The sequence below is a fragment of the Spirosoma koreense genome, from assembly GCF_054777875.1.
Genome location: NZ_BAAHAC010000022.1, coordinates 1724084 through 1745914, shown reverse-complemented (window position 1 = coordinate 1745914; position 21831 = coordinate 1724084). Strand labels below are relative to the sequence as shown.

The 21831-nt window shown below is 50.4% G+C and carries 15 protein-coding genes; 8 read left to right on the top strand and 7 right to left on the bottom strand.

Translation table 11 applies throughout. The features are described from left to right. Positions 1-52 precede the first annotated feature (52 nt). From ppk1 to ACYVC2_RS20700, 4 genes are all read left to right on the top strand, one after another. On the top strand, positions 53-2389 hold the full coding sequence (ppk1, locus tag ACYVC2_RS20715; protein ID WP_461105269.1) for a polyphosphate kinase 1: 2337 nt from the start codon (positions 53-55) through the stop codon (positions 2387-2389). A 285-nt stretch (positions 2390-2674) separates the two neighbouring features. After that, a complete protein-coding gene (locus ACYVC2_RS20710) occupies positions 2675-3916 on the top strand; it encodes a NupC/NupG family nucleoside CNT transporter (RefSeq protein ID WP_461105267.1) in 1242 nt (413 codons plus the stop codon). Between the two features lie 182 nt (positions 3917-4098). Continuing rightward, positions 4099-5775 (top strand): fatty acid--CoA ligase, encoded by a 1677-nt coding sequence (locus ACYVC2_RS20705; protein WP_461105265.1) that lies wholly within the window; start codon positions 4099-4101, stop codon positions 5773-5775. A gap of 110 nt (positions 5776-5885) precedes the next feature. Further along, a complete protein-coding gene (locus tag ACYVC2_RS20700) occupies positions 5886-6377 on the top strand; it encodes a metallophosphoesterase family protein (protein ID WP_461105263.1) in 492 nt (163 codons plus the stop codon). A 55-nt stretch (positions 6378-6432) separates the two neighbouring features. On the opposite strand, the gene ftsH is transcribed toward ACYVC2_RS20700, so the two are convergent. Next, positions 6433-8460, bottom strand: coding sequence for an ATP-dependent zinc metalloprotease FtsH (gene ftsH, locus ACYVC2_RS20695; protein WP_461105261.1), 2028 nt, complete (start codon positions 8458-8460; stop codon positions 6433-6435). A gap of 158 nt (positions 8461-8618) precedes the next feature. Next, positions 8619-9014: a ribosome silencing factor gene (gene rsfS / locus ACYVC2_RS20690; protein ID WP_461105259.1), complete on the bottom strand. Its 396-nt coding sequence runs from the start codon at positions 9012-9014 to the stop codon at positions 8619-8621. A 115-nt stretch (positions 9015-9129) separates the two neighbouring features. Between rsfS and ACYVC2_RS20685 the strand changes: the two genes are divergently transcribed. Next, positions 9130-9900, top strand: a complete 771-nt coding sequence (locus ACYVC2_RS20685; RefSeq protein WP_461105257.1) for a biotin--[acetyl-CoA-carboxylase] ligase — start codon at positions 9130-9132, stop codon at positions 9898-9900. 93 nt (positions 9901-9993) lie between these two features. Here the strand turns inward: ACYVC2_RS20685 and pafA are convergent, their stop codons facing one another. Together pafA and ACYVC2_RS20675 are read right to left on the bottom strand one after the other, a co-directional pair. Continuing rightward, positions 9994-11655 (bottom strand): alkaline phosphatase PafA, encoded by a 1662-nt coding sequence (gene pafA, locus ACYVC2_RS20680; RefSeq protein WP_461105255.1) that lies wholly within the window; start codon positions 11653-11655, stop codon positions 9994-9996. An 86-nt stretch (positions 11656-11741) separates the two neighbouring features. Continuing rightward, the gene (locus ACYVC2_RS20675; RefSeq protein WP_461105253.1) at positions 11742-12716 is read right to left on the bottom strand and encodes a polyprenyl synthetase family protein; all 975 of its coding nucleotides are present in this window, start codon (positions 12714-12716) and stop codon (positions 11742-11744) included. 269 nt (positions 12717-12985) lie between these two features. On the opposite strand from ACYVC2_RS20675, the gene ACYVC2_RS20670 reads away from it, so the two are divergent. Beyond that, positions 12986-13981 (top strand): patatin-like phospholipase family protein, encoded by a 996-nt coding sequence (locus ACYVC2_RS20670; RefSeq protein WP_461105251.1) that lies wholly within the window; start codon positions 12986-12988, stop codon positions 13979-13981. A gap of 3 nt (positions 13982-13984) precedes the next feature. Here the strand turns inward: ACYVC2_RS20670 and ACYVC2_RS20665 are convergent, their stop codons facing one another. The 3 genes from ACYVC2_RS20665 to ACYVC2_RS20655 form a co-directional block, all read right to left on the bottom strand. Then, a complete protein-coding gene (locus tag ACYVC2_RS20665) occupies positions 13985-15238 on the bottom strand; it encodes a ComEC/Rec2 family competence protein (protein WP_461105249.1) in 1254 nt (417 codons plus the stop codon). Positions 15239-15247: 9 nt separating this feature from the next. Further along, positions 15248-16117, bottom strand: a complete 870-nt coding sequence (locus ACYVC2_RS20660) for a glycerophosphodiester phosphodiesterase family protein (RefSeq protein ID WP_461105247.1) — start codon at positions 16115-16117, stop codon at positions 15248-15250. 73 nt (positions 16118-16190) lie between these two features. Further along, the gene (locus ACYVC2_RS20655; RefSeq protein ID WP_461105245.1) at positions 16191-19607 is read right to left on the bottom strand and encodes a TonB-dependent receptor; all 3417 of its coding nucleotides are present in this window, start codon (positions 19605-19607) and stop codon (positions 16191-16193) included. Between the two features lie 328 nt (positions 19608-19935). On the opposite strand from ACYVC2_RS20655, the gene selD reads away from it, so the two are divergent. Then, positions 19936-20988: a selenide, water dikinase SelD gene (gene selD, locus ACYVC2_RS20650; RefSeq protein ID WP_461105243.1), complete on the top strand. Its 1053-nt coding sequence runs from the start codon at positions 19936-19938 to the stop codon at positions 20986-20988. A gap of 72 nt (positions 20989-21060) precedes the next feature. Then, a complete protein-coding gene (locus ACYVC2_RS20645) occupies positions 21061-21831 on the top strand; it encodes an alpha/beta fold hydrolase (protein ID WP_461105241.1) in 771 nt (256 codons plus the stop codon).

The following is a 21831-nucleotide window of genomic DNA, read 5'->3' as shown; positions in this document are numbered from 1 at the left end:
GGCGGGCCAAAAAGCCCGCTTTTTTGTTTTACTTGAAAGCTTAAAATTGAGTATGCGTTATTCCTTGAATCCTAACCGCACGATACTGGGGAATCTGGTTTCCCGGTTTACCCAGCGCCCGACCAGTGCACCCGTTCAGACGATCGACAAAATGGCCAAAGTCAGCGAAAAAGTCAGTAGCGTCATTGATCAGAGTGATTATCTCAGCCGCGATTTAAGCTGGTTAAAATTCAACGAGCGCGTACTGGACCAGGCCCGTAGCCCAAACCGCACCCTGATGGAACGGCTGAAATTCCTGGCTATTTCAGCTTCGAATCTCGACGAGTTCTTCATGATCCGCGTGGGGAGCCTGTACAATTACCTGGACTACCACAAGCAGCGCATCGATTATTCGGGCTTACGCGAAGTGCCCTTCAGAAAGGCGCTATACACGGCCGCCCATCTTTTTTTTCAGGACCAGCAGGCAGTATTTTCAGAGCAGTTGCTACCCCTGTTTTTCGAAACCGGGCTTCAGCTGGTAGCCTATGACCAGTTGACGACAGACGAGCAGACGGAAGCAACCAACTACTTCGACCGGGCCATCTATCCGACACTGACGCCCATGCTGTACGACTATACCCATACATTCCCGGTGCTGCTGGCGAAGGTACTTATTTTCGGGGTGGTCACGCAGAGTCCGGAAGGAGCCGATCTGCAAAGCCAGCGCTCGGAGGATGAAGACGATCGGCAGCGGCTGTCCTTCGTGCAGATTCCGGCCAACCTGCCCCGCTTTCTATCCTTCGAACGGGAAGATGGCGTTGTCTTTCTGCCCATCGAGGAAATCGTCCGCCAGAATCTAAAGAAACTCTACCGTAACGTCGACATCCTTTCGCTCACACTGTTCAGGATTACCCGAAATGGCGATTTCACGCTGGATGAAAACGATGACGATGAAGTTGATTTCCTGGATGAAGTTCGGCAAAAAATTAAAAACCGACGACTGGGGCGGGTTACGCGCGTCGAGATCGAGACGAACGGAAGCGGTGAAATAGCCTCACCCTGGATGCTGAATCTGCTTAAGAAACGCTGGGAAATCGACGACCTGAATATATTCGAATCGCATACCTTACTCGATTTTTCGGCTTTCTGGCAGATTATCGGTAATCAGGAATTCAAAGACGATATGCCCCTTCCTCATGCGCCGGTTCCGGCACTGGGTATAGGCCGCGATAAGACAGACGATATTTTCGAATTGATCAAACAGCGCGACCTGCTGCTGCATCATCCATACAATAATTTCGAGCCAGTCCTGCAACTCCTCGAACAGTCGGCTGAAGATCCGAACGTGCTGGCCATAAAAATTACGGTTTACCGACTAGCCAAACGGTCCCGCATAACAGAAGCTTTGCTGAAAGCGGCCGAAAACGGCAAACACGTATCGGTCCTGTTCGAAGTAAAAGCCCGGTTCGATGAGGAGAATAACATCCGCGAAGCCCAACGGCTCCAGAAAGCAGGCTGTTTTGTCATTTATGGCATCAGTAAGTTCAAAACCCACACGAAACTACTCCTGGTGGTCCGCAGTGAAGGTAGCCGGGTGGTCCGGTACGCGCACATGGCCACCGGTAACTACAATGAAGATACGTCGAAGCTGTACACCGACATCGGTTTGCTGACTACGAACGAAATCTACACGCATGACATTTCGGAGTTCTTCAATGTCATCACGGGCCACTCACTGCCAAACGAGTATCAATACCTCATTACGGCTCCGCGGGATATGCGCGAACAGCTTATCAAGTTGATCCGAATCGAAGCCGACAATGCGCAGCGGGGCCTGCCGAGTGGTGTCTGCATTAAAGTTAACTCCCTGGAAGACAAGCAGGTAATCGACGAATTATACAAGGCTTCGCAGGCAGGCGTTCCCATTCGTCTGATTGTTCGGAGCATTTGTTGCCTGCGTCCGCAGCGAGCCGGGCTAAGCGACAACATTACGGTTCGCTCCATTGTCGGCGATTACCTGGAACACACCCGAATCTATTATTTTCACAATAACGGTGATCCGAAGGTCTACGGCGGCAGCGCCGACGTCATGGTTCGTAGCTTCGACCGGCGGATCGAATCGCTCTTTTACCTGGCCGACCCTCGGGTCAAACAGCAGGCGATCCTGATCCTGAGTTATAACCTGCTCGATAACGTAAATTCTTACGAACTAAAAGAAGATGGTGACTTCAAAAAATGCGACGTGCCCGAGGGAAGTGAACCCTTCAACATGCACAAACGCTTTTTTGACGTAACTGAAAAGGAAGTTACGGATGCGCGCCTGTTCGATTCAGCGTCTAAACTGGCTGAGGTAGCCAAGCTTGAAGAAGAATATCAGGAAGGTGCCGAACGGGCCATTGCGAACATCTAGCGAACTGCCGTTTATATTCGATGGCTTAATGAATAAGCCGATGGAACTGGTACGGGTACATGTACCGGCTCGATACGGAACGGAAGAGCATTTTAGGGTTTGGTCGGTTATCGGAGAAAGCGGTTTTGCCGGATTTTGTCCTGGATTTGCCTTCACTCACCAGTTAACACAGTCTGACGAGAATAGGACTAATTGGCGAATATTATTTGCCAGTTGGTCCTATTCTCATTTACTAGCTACTCTTTTTGTATCTTAGCTGACCTAACTGTACTTCGTCTTTTTTGAATGAATCGCTTCACCGGCCTAATTGGCATTGTTTTAATTCTGGGTATTGCCTATGCCCTGTCCAATAATCGCAAAGCAATTAATTTTCGTACCGTCGGCGTAGGGCTGGCGCTTCAGTTTGGCTTAGCCGTTTTTGTCCTCAAAACCGATATTGGCCAGACTCTTTTTCAACGGCTTGGCTACTATGTCGACCGGCTCTTGCAAAAAGCCAATACGGGAGCCGAGTTCGTTTTTTCGTCGCTTGTCCGCACCGATGTGCTAACGAAAGTTTTTGGTCCGGGGAATGATTTCATCTTTTTCTTTAAGGTTATCCCGACCATTATTTTTGTAGCGGTACTCGTCAATATTTTTTATCACCTGGGTATCATGCAGCGGATTGTCGCCATCATGGCGCGGGCTATGAAGTGGCTTATGGGCGTTAGTGGTGCCGAAGCGCTCTCCAACGTGGCCAGTACGTTTGTCGGGCAGGTCGAAGCGCAGATCATGATTAAGCCTTATCTCAACGGCATGACCAATTCCGAATTGCTGGCCAGCATGACAGGCTCCTTTGCCTGCATCGCCGGTGGTGTACTGGCCGTATATATTTCGCTGGGTGTGCCCGCGCCTTACCTGCTGGCCGCCAGCATTATGGCCGCGCCGGGTGCATTGGTGATCAGTAAAATCGTGATGCCCGAAACCGAGACCTCAGACACGCAGGGTGTTATTAAAGTAGAAATAAAAAAGATTCACGCGAATCTGCTCGATGCCATTGCTGCGGGGGCGAGTGAGGGATTAAAAGTAGGATTGAACGTAGTGGCGATGTTGATTGGCTTTATCGCTCTGATTGCGCTCATCGACAGCCTGTTATTCCGGGTAGGGTTCTACGTGTTTGGAACGAGCAGCCTAAGTCTCAACTTCTTACTGGGCAAGGTATTTTCTATTTTTGCCTGGGCCATGGGCGTTCCGGGAAAAGATATTCAGACGGCTGGATCGCTGATGGGGACCAAAATGGTCGTCAATGAATTTGTTGCTTACCTCGAACTCATCAAAGTTAAACCAACGCTCGACCCAAAAACCATTGCCATTGTCAGCTTCGCGCTCTGCGGTTTTGCCAATTTCAGTTCTATTGCTATTCAGGTGGGCGGTATTGGCGAGTTAGCGCCCAAACGTCGGAGCGATTTAGCTAAGCTGGGTTTCAAAGCGCTCATCTGTGGCACATTGGCCAGCTATATGTCCGCCACTTTGGCAGGGTTACTGCTGTAGGACTGGGCGCGCTTAGTATGACAAAAGCCCGCTTCTGAACGGTTCAGAAGCGGGCTTTTGTATTCACCATTATTTTTTCTTTACTTCATTCAACCCTACCTTCGGCTCCTTCGTTTTTATAGTAATTGTTGCCGAGCCGCATCTAAGCCCGGAGAACAACCTCCTAAACCGCTGCCGCTAAAATGATTCAGACAAAACTAATCCCCCGTACGGCCGAGGCTCACGAGCCCCCGCTACTCATCAAGCAACTGCTGGCTCAATCGCTCAACTACGAACCTCAGCGCGAAATTATTTACCGTGACTTATTTCGCATGAACTACGTCGAGTTTAATCAGCGGGTGCGTAAACTGGCTAATATCCTGACCGACCTGGGGGTTAAACCAGGAGATACCGTAGCGGTTCTGGACTGGGACAGCCACCGGTATCTCGAGGCTTTTTTCTGCATTCCCAGTCTGGGCGCTATTCTGCATACGGTCAATGTACGGCTGTCACCTGCTCAGATTTTGTATACCATGAATCATGCGGAAGATTCGATTGTACTCATTCATGAAGATTTCCTGCCTATACTAAACGCCATTCAGGGCCAGCTTACCACGGTTAAGAAATACGTTATTTTAAGCGATAAAGTGTATTCCGGTACGCCCCTTGCCGATGTACCGTCCTCTTTTTCGGGCGAATACGAAGCACTACTGGCAGCGGCCTCCTCCGAGTACGATTTCCCCGACTTCGACGAAAATACCTGGGCTACCACCTTTTATACAACCGGCACGACGGGCAATCCGAAAGGGGTATACTTCTCTCACCGGCAATTATTCATGCACACCATGGGGTTGCTGACTTATATCATCGGGTACGAAGCTATGCCCTTTAAAGGGTCGTCGGACGTGTATATGCCCATAACGCCTTTGTTCCACGTCCATGCCTGGGGATTTCCATTTCTGGCAACGATGATGGCGGCCAAGCAGGTTTATCCGGGCCGCTATGACCCCGAAGTCCTGCTTAAGCTGTTGATTACTGAAGGCGTTACGCTATCACACTGCGTACCTACCATTTTGAATATGCTGGTTAGCAGTCCAGCGGCTCAGAAATACCGGGATAATCTCAGTCGCTGGAAAGTGTTGATTGGTGGCTCAGCGCTCACAAAAGGATTGGCCAAAGCCGCAATTGACCTGGGTATTACGGTTATGTCGGGTTACGGTATGTCTGAAACAGCTCCAGTCATGGCTGTCGGTTATCTAAACGACCAGGAAAAACAGCTACCTGCCGCCGAGCAGCTTGAACTACGGACACGAGCCGGGCGCATTTCGCCCTTCATCGAGATGCGCCTGATGGACGACCATGGGCAATTCGTACCACACGATGGCCATGCGCTCGGCGAGATTGTAGCCCGCGGTCCCTGGCTTACGCAGGGATACTACAACGATCCTGAGCGGGGTGCCGATTTATGGAAAGGGGGCTGGCTGCATACCGGCGATGTGGCCAGCATTACGCCCGACAACTGGGTAGTGATTGCGGACCGGACAAAAGACGTCATTAAAACCGGTGGGGAGTGGGTTTCCTCACTGGATATGGAAGATGTGCTGTCGCAGGTGGAGGGCGTTGCCGAGTCGGCCGTTATTGGACTGCCCGACGAGCACTGGGGAGAACGACCACACGCGCTCATCGTTCAGAAACCAGGCTATAAGCTTACGGCTGAAAGTATAAAGGCCTGCCTATCAGCAAAGGTCGACCGGGGCGAACTTCACAAATGGTATGTTCCTGACCGAATCGTTTTCGTACCCGACATTCCGAAGACAAGCGTTGGGAAGATCGACAAAAAGCGGATTCGGAGCGAAATGAAGGAGTTGATCCTCTCGTAGGGCTATCTAACATTTCATTCCTGGCCTTTCTATACGCCAGGAATGCCTTGGTTTTAACCTATAACTATTTCTACACAGAAGACACCATCTCTGGCGTCTCTACACGACGTATGACACGAATTGGCTTACTGTCTGATACGCATAGTTACCTCGATCCGCAGGTCTTCACTCATTTTGATGCCTGCGATGAAATCTGGCATGCCGGCGATGTGGGGCAACTGACCGTAGCCGATCAGTTGAAGGCCTTTCGCCCTTTGCGTATTGTCTGCGGAAACATCGACCGCGAAGCCATCGATTTACCCGCCCATCAACGGTTTACCCTCGAAGGCTTAACCGTTTGGATGACTCACATTGGTGGCTCACCACCTAAGTACAATCCAGCGGTGCGGCCGCATTTAAAGACCAGCCCGCCCGATCTTTTTGTCTGTGGGCATTCACATATGCTGAAAGTCACCCGTGATCCGGCGATGCGGAACCTGCTTTTCCTCAATCCGGGGGCAGCCGGAAAAACCGGTTTTCATACCATGCGTACCCTGCTGCGTTTTTCGCTCGACGCGGGGCGCATACTGGATATGCAAGTCATTGAACTGGGTAAAAAATAAGTCAATAAAAAAGGGACCCTGTACAGGGTCCCTTTTTTATTGACTTAAGCGATGCTTATAACGGCAGCGATTCAGGCTCGGTTTCGGCGGGTTTCGCTTCTTTACCGATTTCTTCCTTGATCTCTTCAGCCACTCCTTTGTTTTTATAAGCCTGATATACCGTCTCACGCTCGAACGGGCGTTTGCCAATCAGACGAACCAGATCATTTTGATAAAGAATCTCTTTTTCAAGCAGTTCTTTCGCGATGATCTCCAGTGCCTCCCGTTTGTCGGTCAGCAGGTCTTTCGTACGAGTATAGGCGATATCAACGATCTTACGAACTTCCTCGTCGATGTGTTTAGCCGTTTCTTCCGAATAAGGCTTATTGAACGAATAGTCCGACTGTTTGGAATCGTAGAACGAAACGTTACCGATTTTATCGTTCATCCCATACATAGTGACCATACTGTAGGCCAGTTTGGTAATCCGTTCCAGATCACTCAGCGCACCCGTGGATACTTTACCGAAAATGATATCTTCAGCCGCCCGACCACCTAATGCCATGCACATTTCGTCCATGAGCTGCTCGGTACGGTACAGATACTGCTCGCGGGGCAGGTATTGGGCATAGCCTAAAGCAGCCACTCCACGGGGTACGATCGTTACTTTTACGAGCGGATCGGCATGCTCCAGATACCAGCCAGCTACCGCATGGCCCGCTTCGTGGTACGCTACGATTTCTTTCTCTTCCGGCGAGATGATCTTGTTTTTCTTTTCCAGACCACCAATTACACGGTCCATCGCATCCTGAAAGTCTTTCATATCGACGGCTTCTTTGTCGCTACGGGCGGCAATCAGCGCGGCTTCATTGCAGACGTTGGCGATTTCAGCACCGGCAAAACCAGGGGTTTGCGCAGCCAGCTCTTTCGGATCGACGTCCTGAGCCAGTTTGATCGGCTTCAGGTGGACCCGGAAAATAGCCTCCCGGCCAATAATATCGGGCTTGTCGATACTGATCTGACGGTCGAAACGACCGGGACGCTGCAGCGCCGAATCCAGCACGTCCGGACGGTTCGTAGCCGCCAGGATAATAATTCCCGAGTCGGTGGCAAACCCATCCATTTCAACCAGCAACGAGTTCAGCGTGTTTTCGCGTTCGTCATTGGCACCGGGCATCGATCCCCGCCCCCGCGAACGGCCCACGGCGTCGATCTCGTCAATGAAAATAATACAGGGCGCTTTTTCTTTCGCCTGCTTGAACAGGTCACGTACACGGGCCGCTCCTACCCCGACGAACATTTCGACAAAGTCAGACCCAGACAGCGAGAAGAAAGGAACCCCCGCTTCGCCAGCTACAGCTTTTGCCAGCAGCGTCTTACCTGTCCCTGGAGGGCCAATCAGAAGGGCACCTTTTGGAATCTTAGCCCCCAGCTTAGTAAACTTGGTTGGATTCTTCAGGTAATCGACGATTTCTTTGATCTCTTCTTTGGCTTCGTCCAGCCCGGCTACATCATTGAAGGTGATTTTCACCTTATTATCGGCGTCGAAAAGCGCAGCTTTCGATTTGCCGATGTTGAAAATCTGCCCACCAGGTCCACCCGCGCCCGACATCCGACCCAACAGAAAGTACATCGACAGAATCAGCACGATGAGGAAACCCCAGGTACTAATGATACTGCCAAAATCACTGCGTTGCTCAAAGCGGTATTCGACTTTTTCATTGGCCGGCACATCTTTTTCCATCGCATCCAGGTCCTTTTTAAAGGTTTCACCAGATGCGATCTGGAATTGGAAATGAGGGCCATGGTTGCTGCCAAAATAGGGCTTGTCGGCAAAGATGTTGCGATATTTAGGGCTCTGGGCTGCCTGTGGCGTCAGTGTTACTTCCGCAACTTTATCATTAACGACCACCACTTCAGCCACTTCGTGGTCTTTAACCATCTGTTCAAACCGCTTCTGTGAAGTTTCACGAGTAGCCGAACTTCGGTTAAAGAACGTAATGCCTAGAATGGCGGCAATCAACAACGCTACAATCCAACCCTGAAAATTAGGTTTACGTGGACCACGGGGTACTAGTGGATTTCTATTATTGTTATCTGCCATTTCCTCAGGTTGTACAAACGGATTTCAAAAATTAACACTGTTTCGCACCTGAATGTTTCTAGTGCAAAACGGTTGGGACAAACGGTTCGTCAGCCCGATAAGCGGCCCATTTTCAGGACTTCACTGCTTTTTTTTCAACAAAGATAAGCAGTTCTATTTCAGGATACCGTTGTCAGAGCATTCTCTTCAACTACCTGAATCTCAGCATCACCCCAAAGTTGTTCAAGATCGTAGAAAGACCGGCGCTCTTTTTTAAAGACATGGGCCACGACGTCTACATAGTCCAGCAAAATCCACTCCCGGTTAAGTTTCCCTTCTTTGTGCCAGGGATCCTGTTTGCTGGCCTTATATACTTCTTCTTCTATCGACGTTGAGATGGCATCAATCTGTGTATCGGAGTTACCCGAGCAAAGAACAAAATAGTCACAGATTGCATTTTTGACGTTGCGCAGGTCCATTACAACAATATCCTGTGCTTTTTTTTCCTGCATACCCCGGACCACAAAGTCACGGATTTGCTCGGCGGTAAACTCATGGTTTTTGTTAATTCTCATGCTTTCGGTTTAACATTGCACGATGCGTCAATGAGCGGGTACTTTGTCTAACGGATCAGCAAATGGCCGTAAGCACCATGCATTAACTTCTCTCACTACTAAACTATACAATCTTTTGTACAAAATCTATCCCAAAACACTTTTTATTGGGCAAAAAATACAATACCTGCCAAGCTGTCAGTCTACTAACGATGAAGCGGCCGCTTTGATTGCTCAGGCCGACCCCGTCGAAGGAGTCCTTGTCATTACCGACAATCAGACAGCCGGCCGGGGGCAGCGGGGTAATCAATGGGAAGCCAAAGCAGGACAAAACCTGACAGTGTCGCTCATCTTAAAACCGTCGTTTCTGACGGCGCATGAGCAATTCTGGCTCAATATCGCCGTTTCGCTGGGTATCTATGATCTGTTTCAGCCGCTGCTCGGGGATGCGTTGCGGATCAAATGGCCCAACGACGTTTATGTCGGTAATCAGAAACTTGGTGGGATCTTAATCGAAAATACCCTGCACGGTTATACCATTGCCTGGTCTATTGTGGGCATGGGCCTGAATGTCAATCAGACAGAATTTAGTTACCCAACGGCCACGTCTTTGCAGCAACAGTCTCCGCTTCCCAACGGCTACGATGTACCGGGCCTGCTCAGTCGACTCTGTGAGACCCTCGAAAGCCGGTATCTGCAACTTCGCTCCGGTCAGCGCGATGTGCTGAAAACGAACTATCTACAAATACTATACAGATACCAGGAGGAACATCTTTTCGAAAGCGAAGGGCAGTATTTCCGGGGAACGATCATTGGCGTTGATGACACCGGTCGCCTGGCCATCGCCAGTCAGAGCCAGGTGCGGTATTTCGGCTTCAAGGAAGTAAGCTTTGTGCAGGATGTATGAGGCAAATAAAAGGTAGGATATATGAAGTAGGATGTAGCTGTTCAAACTCATACATCATATATCCTACTTCATATATCCTACCTTTTATTTGCCTCATTTAATCGCTTCTTCGACGGGGTTTCCGATGCAGCCGCTGGGTTCGAGCAGGTGCAGCAAGGCTGTGATAGTCGGCGCAATATCGTGGACGTGGGTTCGCCGGAGAGTTTCGCCGGGTCGAATGCCCCAGCCGTAAGCCAGGAAAGGCACGTGGGTATCATATGCGTAAATCGTACCGTGAGTGGTTCCTTTGTTACGCCCCTCGATCCAGCCAGGGGCCTGCATGACGTAGAAATCACCGCTACGGTTCGGGTGATATACGTTCCGGAACAGGTTTTCCTGCAACGTGGGCAGGGCTTCGGCACCCAGGTTGTGCAGGTTGATGACGTTGACCACCGCTTTCTGTTTCAGCAGCGTTGTCCGTAAAAGCTGATAGACTTCCTGCATCGGAATTTTCTTCTCGGCCAGCAGCGTCTGGTTGAGGTAGATTTGCTGGTTGATGTACGACAGCACCCACTGCCCGGGCCCGTAGGCTTTTTCGAGCGTGCTTTTCACCGCGTCCCCAATTTCAGCGTAACCTCGCGTACCGGCGGGTATATGGTTTTGTTCCAGAAAGCCCGGCGCATCCACAACGCCGTGATCGGCCGACAGAAACGCCAGCCATTGCCCTTTACCCACCGTAGCATCCAGTTGATTGAAAATATCGGCCAGCTGCCGGTCGAGCCGGATGTAGTTATCTTCGGTTTCAATAGCGTGCGTACCAAATGAGTGGCCGATGTAGTCGGGCGATGAAAAGCTAAGACACAACATATCCGTCACGTCGTGCTGGCCTAACTGCTCCCCTTTGATGGCCGCCAGCGCAAACTCTTTGGTGATCTGGTCGCCGTAGGGGCTGGTGCGCAGAGGTTCGTATTTGAGCCCGCCCGCCTGAACAGCAAACGAGTGTGGAAACACCGACTTGGTCTCACCAGCCATCACCGATTCATAAGGCTCGTCATCTACCGTACTTTCGGTATACTGATTCATAGCCAGAGTCGGCTCCCACTTCTGGGTGATGAACTGCTCGGGTAACTTACGGGCGTTGAACGCCTGTACCCATTGCGGAAGCTCTTTCTGGTAGAACGTACTGCTAATAAAGTTACCGTCTTTAGAATCGAACCAGTAAGCGGCATTAGCCGTATGGCCTGCGGGCAGAATGGCCCCCCGATCTTTCAGCGCGATCCCGATCACTTTCGAGCGACCGTCGGTGGCCAATTTAAGCTGGTCGCCAATGGTGGTGACCAGCAAATTCCGGGGCGACATCTTTCCCGCCGTCCCCGAATTACCGACCGAACTGACCGTGGTATCTTCAGCACAGTACATCAGCCGGCCGATGTTTCGCTCGTAAAAGTCATTTCCGACAATACCATTCAGGGCCGGAGCGGAGCCGGTATACACAGCCGCGTGACCCGGACCCGTGTATGTGGCGGCATAATGGTAGTGGTTGTTGCGGGCATTGAACCCCCCGTCCATCATCCGCCGAAAGCCGCCCGTACTGAATTGGTTATAATACCGGTACAGATAGTCATAACGCATCTGGTCGACTACAATACCGACTACGAGTTTAGGACGGGCAATACCCGAAGCCGGTTTCTGGACAGGAGCCGTAGATTTCTTCGGTTGGGCAAAAGCTGTTACCGTCAGGATCGAGAACAGCAGGCAGGTACAATGTAAACGCATGAAACAGATCGTAAATAATTGAGTCGGGCAAAGGTACAAACAAATCAACAGGTGTTCTATCGAAGCCGGAGCTAGCGACAGCCTCCCTACTTACTCCGCTCGATGGTGTACTGCACCAGTTGATGCAGCGACTTTCGGTAGGGTGAATCAGGAAATAAGTTCAGGAGCGCCTGGGCTTCGGCAACGTACTGGTTCATGGCTTCGGTAGCGTATTCGATGCCGCCCGAATTTTTGACGAAGGCAATCACTTCATTTACCTTCTTGGGGTTCTCGCTCTCGTTTTTGATGATATTGATAATCCGTCGCTTTTCCAGAAACCCCGCCTTACTGAGCGCGTAAATGAGGGGTAAGGTCATTTTTTTCTCTTTGATATCGATGCCTAGTGGCTTACCTACTTCGGCCGTACCGTAATCGAACAGGTCGTCTTTGATCTGAAACGCAATCCCGACTTTCTCGCCAAAGACGCGGGCCTGTTCAACAATCTCTGGCGCTACATCGACCGAGCGGGCCCCGACGGCACAGCAGGCAGCAATGAGCGAGGCCGTCTTTTGGCGGATGATCTCGTAATAAACGTCCTCGGTGATGTCCAGCCGACGCGCCTTTTCGATCTGGAGCAATTCGCCTTCGCTCAACTCCCGCACGGCCCGCGAAACAATCTGAAGTAGTTCGAAATCGCCATTGTTGACCGACAGCAGCAGCCCGCGCGACAGCAGGTAATCGCCTACCAGTACGGCTACTTTATTTTTCCAGAGCGCATTGATGGAGAAAAACCCGCGTCGGTAGTTCGAATCGTCTACTACGTCGTCGTGAACCAGGGTAGCCGTGTGCAGCAATTCGATCAGTGAAGCACCCCGGTAGGTAGCCTCTGAAATCTGACCACAAACGCCGGCCGTCAGGAACACGAACATCGGACGCAGTTGTTTGCCTTTCCGCTTCACGATGTAGTTCATGATCTGATCGAGCAGCATCACGTCACTTTTCATCTGTGCCCGGAATTTCTGCTCAAACAGGGCCATTTCGGCAGAAATAGGGGCTTGTATATCAGCGACGGTAAGAGGCATGTAGAAATCGTCAGTCAATAGTCGGTAGTCGACAGACATCAGTTAACAAGTGCCGGGGGTTCGCTATCTTTCAAGGGAGAGTTTACCGACCAGCGACACGATTGACTGAATGTCGGGTAAAATTAGCAAGGAAAGCGCAGACCCCGAAAAAGCGGCTCAGAAAACCGAAAAGACATCTTCCCGGCGACGGGCTACTATTTTGTTTATTGACGGAAAAGAATCAATTTTCCGAAGCTATGTGCCGTTTATGTCACATAGCCGCTTTTTTTATGATTGACAATCCGATTCCGCCCGTTCCACAACCCGGCGCTGTTGTTACCCCATCCCAATCACCCCTAAAAGCGCTCGTTCTGGGTGGAGGTTCGCTGAAAGGCGCCTTTCAGGTCGGAGCCGCCATGGCGCTGTTCGAATCAGGATTCGTTCCTGATCAGCTCTACGGTATTTCGGTGGGCAGCCTCAATGCTACATTTATTGCGAACGAAGCCGCCCGCCAACAGGCCGACACTGGTCAGGTCGACTGGGTTAAGGTGGGCAAGCAGTTGATTGAGTTCTGGATTCGGAATATTACCAAACCCGACGATGTGGCCGTGATCCGGTCCCGCTTTCGGATGGGTTATAACACCGTGATGAGCCGGTTCGAAGGCTTGCTGGACAATAGCCCGATCAAAAACCTGATCCGTAGTCACGTCGATATCGAGGCCATCAAGAACGGCCCTGTCAAGATCAAAGTGGGCGCTGTCGACATTATTGGGGGCGATATGTGTTATGCCGATGCCCATGACCCCGACTTTCTGGAGTATGTGTATGCCAGCAGTTCGCTGCCTTTTCTGATGCCTGCCGTACAAATCGGTGGCGATCATCGGCGGGCCTTTCTGGATGGTGGGCTGCGCGAGGTGGCACCGCTGCGGGTGGCCATTGAAGATGGCGCTACGGACATTGCCTGCGTGGCCTGCCATGCCCGCCGAATTTATAACGAGAAGTTCAACTACCGAAACCTGCTGAACCTGATGGACCGCGTGAAAGACATCACGGTGAACCAGTTGGTCAATAATGACATTGCGTGGGCTGAGCGCTTTGCCGAACGCGAAAAAAGCAACGGTCGGCACCTGTCGCTGACGGTTATTCGGCCAACCGAACCGCTGTACCTGAACCTGATGAAGTTTACCTCCGAAGACATCAGCCGCATGATCGTTCAGGGATATCAGGCGGGAATCGAGCTGCTGAAATCGAAACGACTGGACGATAAATCAGCCGTGTTGCCCTGATCTTTACCGGGAGCGATAGGGGCCGTGAATTGCCTTGATCGTGAAGGATTCGTCGTCATCCGCTAAAATAAAAATCCGATAAGTAGCCCCGCCCGGATCAACCCGAATGACGACATGCCCGGACTGGCTTTTTAGCCGCGGCAAAAAATCACGGATCGCCGTTTTCGCTTCGTCCAGAAGATTGACAGCAAATACATCCCGCTCGCCTTTGTAGGTCTGCTCTGAATAAATCCGCTCAAGCACGTCGGGAGCAGGATGCGATGAAGCCCAGGCCGGAAGTACAAAAACCCGGGGTCGTAATCGTGCCAGCAGGCTTCCATTTTGCGAATCCGCATACCCATGATGATCAATCAGTTGTACATCAACCGAATCGACAGTGCCCGCGATCGGTGTTTCGACGTCATGCCAGGCTGGCGCCCCAAATTGAAGCACTCCCTGGATATCGCCACCGGAAAAATAATCGAATCGGCCGTAGCGAATCTGAAAGACCGCACTACACATATTTTCGTTTGGGTATGCAGTTGGCTGGAGCGTCGATAAATCCGGAAAAATAAACCGGGTAGCAGAACCTTCTCCCGTCCGTATCTGCCCATTGACGGCCAGGTTAATTACCTCAAAAGGATGCTGCTGGCGATCAGGCTTGTTCACGGAAATAATCTGGTCCGTTCGGCCCGCCTGAAACCGCTCTACCTTAAGCCCCTTATGCTGGCGATGCCAATTCAGAAACCGACGGTAGTTACTGACCATCGAATCGGCAGTCATTGGGCGCGGGTAGTTATAATCAGGCCAGCCCCGATCCAGAATCGTTCGGATCGGAATGTGTTCGCCCACTTCGGTAATACCGCTCAACACGTAGCCGTTCGCCGAACGTTTACCAACGTTCAACGGGGTTCCCATATGGTCGTCGTGGAAATGCGTAATAAGTGCGTAGTCGATTGCCGGGCTTTTTTGGAAGTGTAAAGCGTTACGTACATAACGAGCTATCCACTCGCCAGCCTGCCGCTCATTAGTAGGTTTGACCAGAATGTTTCGCGGCTTATTGGTTCGCCAATCCACTGAATTAATGGCTCCTGCATCGACCAGCAGGGTTGTTCCCTCCGGAAAAATCACAAACGTCGCGTTTCCCTGCCCGGTGTTGATGTGGTGAATAGCGAGTTCGCCGGGCTGCCAGACCGGGAATGGCTGGCCCACCTGCTGAGCCAGCCCGTCCACCCATACAGTTAGTAGCCCAATTAGTATAAGCTGGAACCGTTGCATGTCGATTGGCTAAAATATCCTGGATACATCTACTGGTCGATCTGTAGTGATAATATCTCCACCCCGACCAAACAGGGTTCTATACCCGTGGGTTGCCTCGGTCATTGGTTTTTCGTCCAGTTGTCCGGGTCCGTAAGTACCTACAGAAGCCGGTATACCCAGTTTATGCAATCGCTCATAAAACGTAGCGGGCTGAAGTTGTTGTGGGGTCAGGGCGATTAAACGTCCTGCGGCTGCCAATGAATTTTTCTCCAGTCGGCCCAGGTCAGCCATACTGTTTACCCCTACCGCCAGCCAGACGGTTGGGTATTGATCGCGAACACGCTGCGCTTCGGCTACAGAGTAGCAAATGACAAAAACCGAGTGCTGAGCCTGGCGCTTTTCTACTTCCTTCATAACCATCAGTGGGTCGGTTCCGGGTTTTACATCCAGAGCCAGCATATAGCGGTTCTTATTCCAGGCCAGTATTTCCTGGAAAGTGGGCATCTGCTGAGCCGTCAGTTTACCGCCAAGCGTTCGGAGCCGGACTTTTTTCAGATCGGTCAGTGTCCAATCGGCAACAGCTCCTTTCGCATCCGACTCCCGGTCTAAAGTGGCATCGTGCAGCAATACAAGACCACTGTCGCGTGTCATCCGAACGTCCATTTCAATAATGGCATCCGGAAGCACTTTAACAGTCTGATCAAAGGTAGGAATCGAGTTTTCCGTATCGACGGCTCCAGGACCACCCCGGTGGGCCAATATAAGTGGATGTCTACGATCGGGCTTAACCTGAAAAAAGGTATCGACCGTCTGACTGTTGTGAAAACGGTTTACTTGCTGAGCAATTCCATGCCGCATGACAAGCATAGTGAACAGAACCAGAAATCTTATTTTCATAACCTGAATGTGTGACAACAAAAATCCCCCGTTACGTTGGACGTACGGGGGATTTTTGTTTAATTAACAATTATTAATCGAAGATATAGCGGACACCAAGCTGAGCCTGCCACACGTTATCGATTGTGATGTTTTTCACAAATGAATCTCTCAGCAGAATCGACTGACCATCTGGTGTCGTCTGTCTGGCGAGTTGGTAAGTTGGTACGCCTGAAGCACTTAGGCTTGACAACACCAACGGGTTTGCAGTCGTTGCGATCCAGCCTACACCCCATTTGTTGTTCAATAGATTACCGACATTAAGAATGTCAGCCCGGAATTGAATCGTATTCCGCTTTCCTTTTGCCCCTACTTTAACATAAAACTCCTGAATAGCCGTGAAGTCGAAACGGGTTAACCAGGGAGCAAATCCACCATTCCGCTCGGCATACTGCCCCCGGCGGGTTTTCAAATAGTCGTTGTTATTAATATAAGCATCGAAAGCCGCCTGCTGTTGTTCTGGTGAAAACAGCGTTTGAAGCGTTGATCCTGAACCCGTTGTAATAGCGGCAAATGATAATTCTGACGCATTCTTCGGAACGTAGATCAAATCATTATTCGTTTGGGCGTCACCATTCAGGTCGGCGCTATACACATAAGACGTCTTGAAACCACTAGTCGATGAACCACCGAGTGTGAAGGTAGTTGACCCACCAAATTTGCCGCCGTAATTTATCCGGTAGTTGACGTAGCCAATGATCCGATGCCGCAGGTCATTATCCGCATATGACGTAGTCAGATAGTTTTGACCAGCAACCGTAGGCGTATTGGCTACTACAGTGCTCCCTACAGACGTCAAATCTCTGGCCAGTCCATATGTATAGGCTAACAAACCACCAAAACCTTTCGTAGCGGGCTTCTCAAGTTTAGCTGTAAACGTGTAGGAATTCCCTTGGTTTGTATTTTTCAGGACAAATACATTCGTGACAGCCGTGTTGTAGAAACGGGCAATGTTGACGGTATTATTAGCTCCCGTCCCTGTACTGACTACACCTGAACCAGGGAAACGACTGCGTGTATCGGACCCGCTCAAGGTACGATCTGGAGCTTTCAGGTTAGCATCAATATAGCGAAGCCCCTGAATAGTTTTGTTGTAAATCACTTCCACCGTTCCAATCAGCCCCCACGGCAGCCGCTGGTCAATAGCGAGGTTGGTTTTCCAGACAGTGGGATATTTTAGATTGGGGTCTGTAGCGTTAACAACATAAGGGGGTAATTTGGTGATATCCGTATTTTCGGGATTAGGTCTTACTGCCGCAGGCAACTTGCTGGGATCAGTGACAAACGGATAATCTTTTGAATTAGTTGGTGAAGTAATGAGTACCGTGTTGACACCGTTATTGCCCAACTGGTTGGAAACCAATACCTCAGGAATACGCGATACGAAGAGGCCACTACCACCCCGAATCTGCGTCATTTTGTCGCCTTTCACATCCCAGTTAAAACCGATACGGGGCGAAATCAACAGACGGGCTTTCGGGAAAGCCCCTGTGTTGACGTTATAATTTGCCCCATTTTCATCTTTAAACGTTAGTCCTGCAATAACAGGATTATAAAAATCCTTAGCGGTTGCGTTACTATAGGCAAAAATATCAGCCCGGACGCCGGCCGTTAGCTTGAACGTTGGGTTAACCTGAAACTCATCTTGCACATACGCGCTATACGTACTTCTGTGCAATGTCTGTAACGGTTCTGCTCCACCAGGTAGTAGTGAATAACGAAGCTGGTATTTATTGACACCGACCGGAGACGTGGTACTTGTTGGGTTATTTATCGAGGCCAGTGCAGCGGCTTTGAAATCATCGATAGAGTTGTACACATATACTCCATTCGAAGCAGGGAAGAATACGTTGTTCGACGTGTATTTTTCGTACGATAACCCGAATGTTAGCGTGTGCTTACCCGCAAAATAACTGAAGTTATCAGTAATATTCAGCGTCGAGTAGTTAAGCTTGTTATTTGGTGTAAATGGATCGAAACCAATCGAGGTATAGGTAGATCCATCCTTCAGGATGTCGATGGTTGGAAAGACATCGGTTCTATAGGTTCTATCCTCAATCTGTTTGTTGTAGGTTCCGATCAGTTTATTGGCAAATTTCCCACCAAACGTCGAGTTCAATTCTACAGCAATCGAGCGGGTGTTATCGGCAATTTTATAGCCAGTGTTTTGGGGAGAAAGAGCCAGGTTACCAGCATATGCACCCGTTGAATAACCGGTACGGTTAGGACTTCCGGCGGTGTTACTACTGTTACTATTGCTGATCGCCTGGTCTGACTCTGAATCGTGGTGCGAATACCGTATAGCTAGTTTGTGGTTGTCGTTGATATTGTAATCAAGCCGGATCAACCCTTTCAAACTTTTTACTTCGTTGTTAAAATTATCAATAGCACCCAGATCACGATTAAAATTCGTTTTCATAAAGGAGCTAAGATCCTCTAAATCCCTTGCTGTTACGCGCGATATGTTTCCTGAAGTCACGCCATCCCGTTGAGCAACAAAGTCCAGAGCGGGTACGCTGCTCTTGAATTGTTCTACGTTTACGAAAAAGAACAATTTGTTTTTTATGATGGGGCCACCCAACCGGAAACCAGAGGTTTTTTTATTGATAGTAACCGGGGGGAGGGATCTACCATCTGCTTTTTTACCAGCTAAATCGCTATTCTGAAACAAGTAATAAGCAGAACCCGAAAATTCGTTCGTTCCTGAACGCGTTACAGCGTTGATACCAGCTCCCGAAAAACCCGTCTGCCGCACGTCGTAAGGTGCTACGTTTAACTGGATTTCGTCAAGCGCATCCAGCGAAACAGCTGTTGTACCCGTCCGGCCACCAGCAATAGCCGACGATCCTAAACCAAACCCGTTGTTGAAAACCGCACCATCAATCGTGATGTTGTTGAATCGAGGGTCCTGCCCCCCAAAGGACTGCCCATTACCATAGGCATTATATTTAGTGACATCGTTTAAAGTACGACCAATCGTTGGAATGGTATTGATTGTTTCCCGACCATAAGTTGCAGCTGCACCAGTACGCTCAGAACTGAAGATGTCACTCCGACTACCCGATACGACAATCTCAGACAATTGAGCACTGGCATCGGCCAGGCTGAAACTTACGTCAGCGGATGTACCCAGGTTAGTGAAGATTCCTTCTTTAACCTGATCTTTGAAACCAACGAAAGTGGTCGTTATTTTGAAGGGGCCGCCTACACGGACACCTGGCAGGGTGTAACGCCCTGACGTGTTTGTTGTTGTTCCATACCGGCTACCCGACGGTTCGTGGACAGCAACGACCGTGGCTCCTGGCAACGGAGCTCCTTTATCGTCTGTCACGAGTCCGTTGATAACAGCCGTTGTTACCTGCGCCACGGCTACGCTCCCACCGAGCACAGCCAATAGCATACTGCCGACCAGCACCAACGCCACCCGAAATTGCAGTAGTTTTTTAGACATAAGAAGTGTTTGTTTGGTTAGTACGTTTGAGCAACCGACCCAATCGAATCGGTACCCAATTTACTGACAAATATGCTTATATTTTTTTTCGTAGAAAAGTACCCCTTCTTAAAAAAGTACCACTATATGCCATTACATAAACTAGTTTACAAGAATAATCCTACTTTTAACTTCTTCCGTTCTATAAAACAGTATTACTATATTGTTAATCAAACGAATACAATCGTTTCCACTTTCTTAATAGGCAGAACCATTCCCACTCTTCCGGCGTAATAGTTACATTACACAGCTTATTTTAGCCGTACGCTCTCTTAGTTTTGTCCCGTTTATGATACCGACCGAAACATCCGCCATCAAACTCACGCAGTATAGCCATGGGGCAGGCTGTGGCTGTAAAATCTCGCCTAAAATTCTGGACCAGATCTTACGATCGAACCAGACATCGGTTCAGCCCCCGTTTCCTTCGCTGCTGGTCGGTAACGACTCGCGCGACGATGCCGCCGTGCTGGACCTGGGCAATGGTGAGGCCATCATCAGCACCACCGATTTTTTTATGCCCATCGTCGACGACGCCTTTGACTTTGGCCGGATAGCGTCGGCCAACGCCATCAGCGATGTGTATGCCATGGGTGGTGAGCCGATTATGGCCATCGCCATTCTGGGCTGGCCGATCGACAAGCTTCCGCCCGAGGTGGCTGGCCAGGTACTCGAAGGGTCGCGCGCCGTTTGTCAGCAGGCGGGCATCCCGCTCGCCGGTGGCCACAGCATCGACTCGCCGGAACCAATTTTTGGCCTGGCCGTCACGGGGAAAGTCCGGCTCGATCACTTGAAGCAGAACAATACGGCCACCGTTGGCTGTAAACTGTACCTGACCAAACCGCTTGGCGTGGGCATTCTGACTACGGCGCAGAAAAAAGGACTTCTGAAACCCGAACATGCCCAACTGGCTCCGACGCAAATGGCCCAGTTGAATAGTTTTGGAGCCGTTCTGGGAAAACTCCCTTACGTAAAAGCGCTGACCGACGTAACAGGCTTTGGGCTGCTGGGGCACCTTACCGAAATGGCCGAGGGTTCTGGCCTGAGTGCGGTAATTAGTTTCGACGCGGTTCCTGCCCTGCCGGTTATCGATGAGTACCTGGCTCAGAAAAGTGTTCCGGGAGGTACGGCCCGAAACTGGGATAGCTACGGGTATAAAATCGCTGACCTGACCGACAACCAGCGTTACCTGCTGGCCGATCCGCAGACATCCGGTGGTTTACTGATTGCCGTCGCTCCAGAAAGCACCGTGGAATTTGAGCGGGTAGCGGCCGAAAACGGCTTTACGCTTCGCTCTTTCGGTGAGCTGGTCGAGAAACGCGACAAAGTTATTTATGTACATTAACACAGAAACAGGAAGCCCGACCCAGGTACTCGTTAGCGGGTGGTGTTCGGTCTTCTTCCCTCCAATCTTGCTATGAAATTATTCTTCCGTCAGGTTGGCGAAACCGGTCCAGCGCTTGTCATCCTGCATGGTTTGTTTGGTTCTTCCGACAACTGGCTGACGATCAGCAAAACCATTGCCGCCCAGGGTTACCGCGTATTCTCCCTCGATCAGCGAAATCACGGACAGTCTCCCCATGGCGATGACCAGGATTACCAGGGTATGGCCACTGACCTGCACGAGTTTCTGGTAGATCACCACATCGATAAGCCGGTTCTGGTTGGGCATTCGATGGGCGGCAAAGCCATCATGCAGTACGCTATGCTTTACCCAGGCACGTTCCGAAAATTGGTCGTGGTCGATATTGCGCCGAAATTTTATCCGGTACACCACGCCGAACTTATTCGCGGGATGAAAGCCATCGATTTAGCCAGTATCAAGAGCCGTACGGAAGCCGACGCGGTTCTGAGCGTCTACGAACCGATTCCGACGGTGCGGCAGTTTTTGCTGAAAAACCTGTACCGGAACGAACAGGGGCAGTTTGCCTGGCGGCTCAATTTACCCGTCATCGAGCGCGAACTGCACGGCATCGGCGAAGAGCTGACCAACCCGCGCGTGGTCACCGATCCCACACTTTTTATTAGGGGCAGCGAGTCGCCGTATATCCTGGACGAAGATCTTCCGACGATCAAACGAATTTTCCCGAATGTTCAGCTGGTAACCATCCAGGGCGTAGGTCACTGGGTGCAGGCCGAAAAACCGGCAGAGTTTGTGGAGGTGTTGCTGAAGTTTGTAAACACCTGA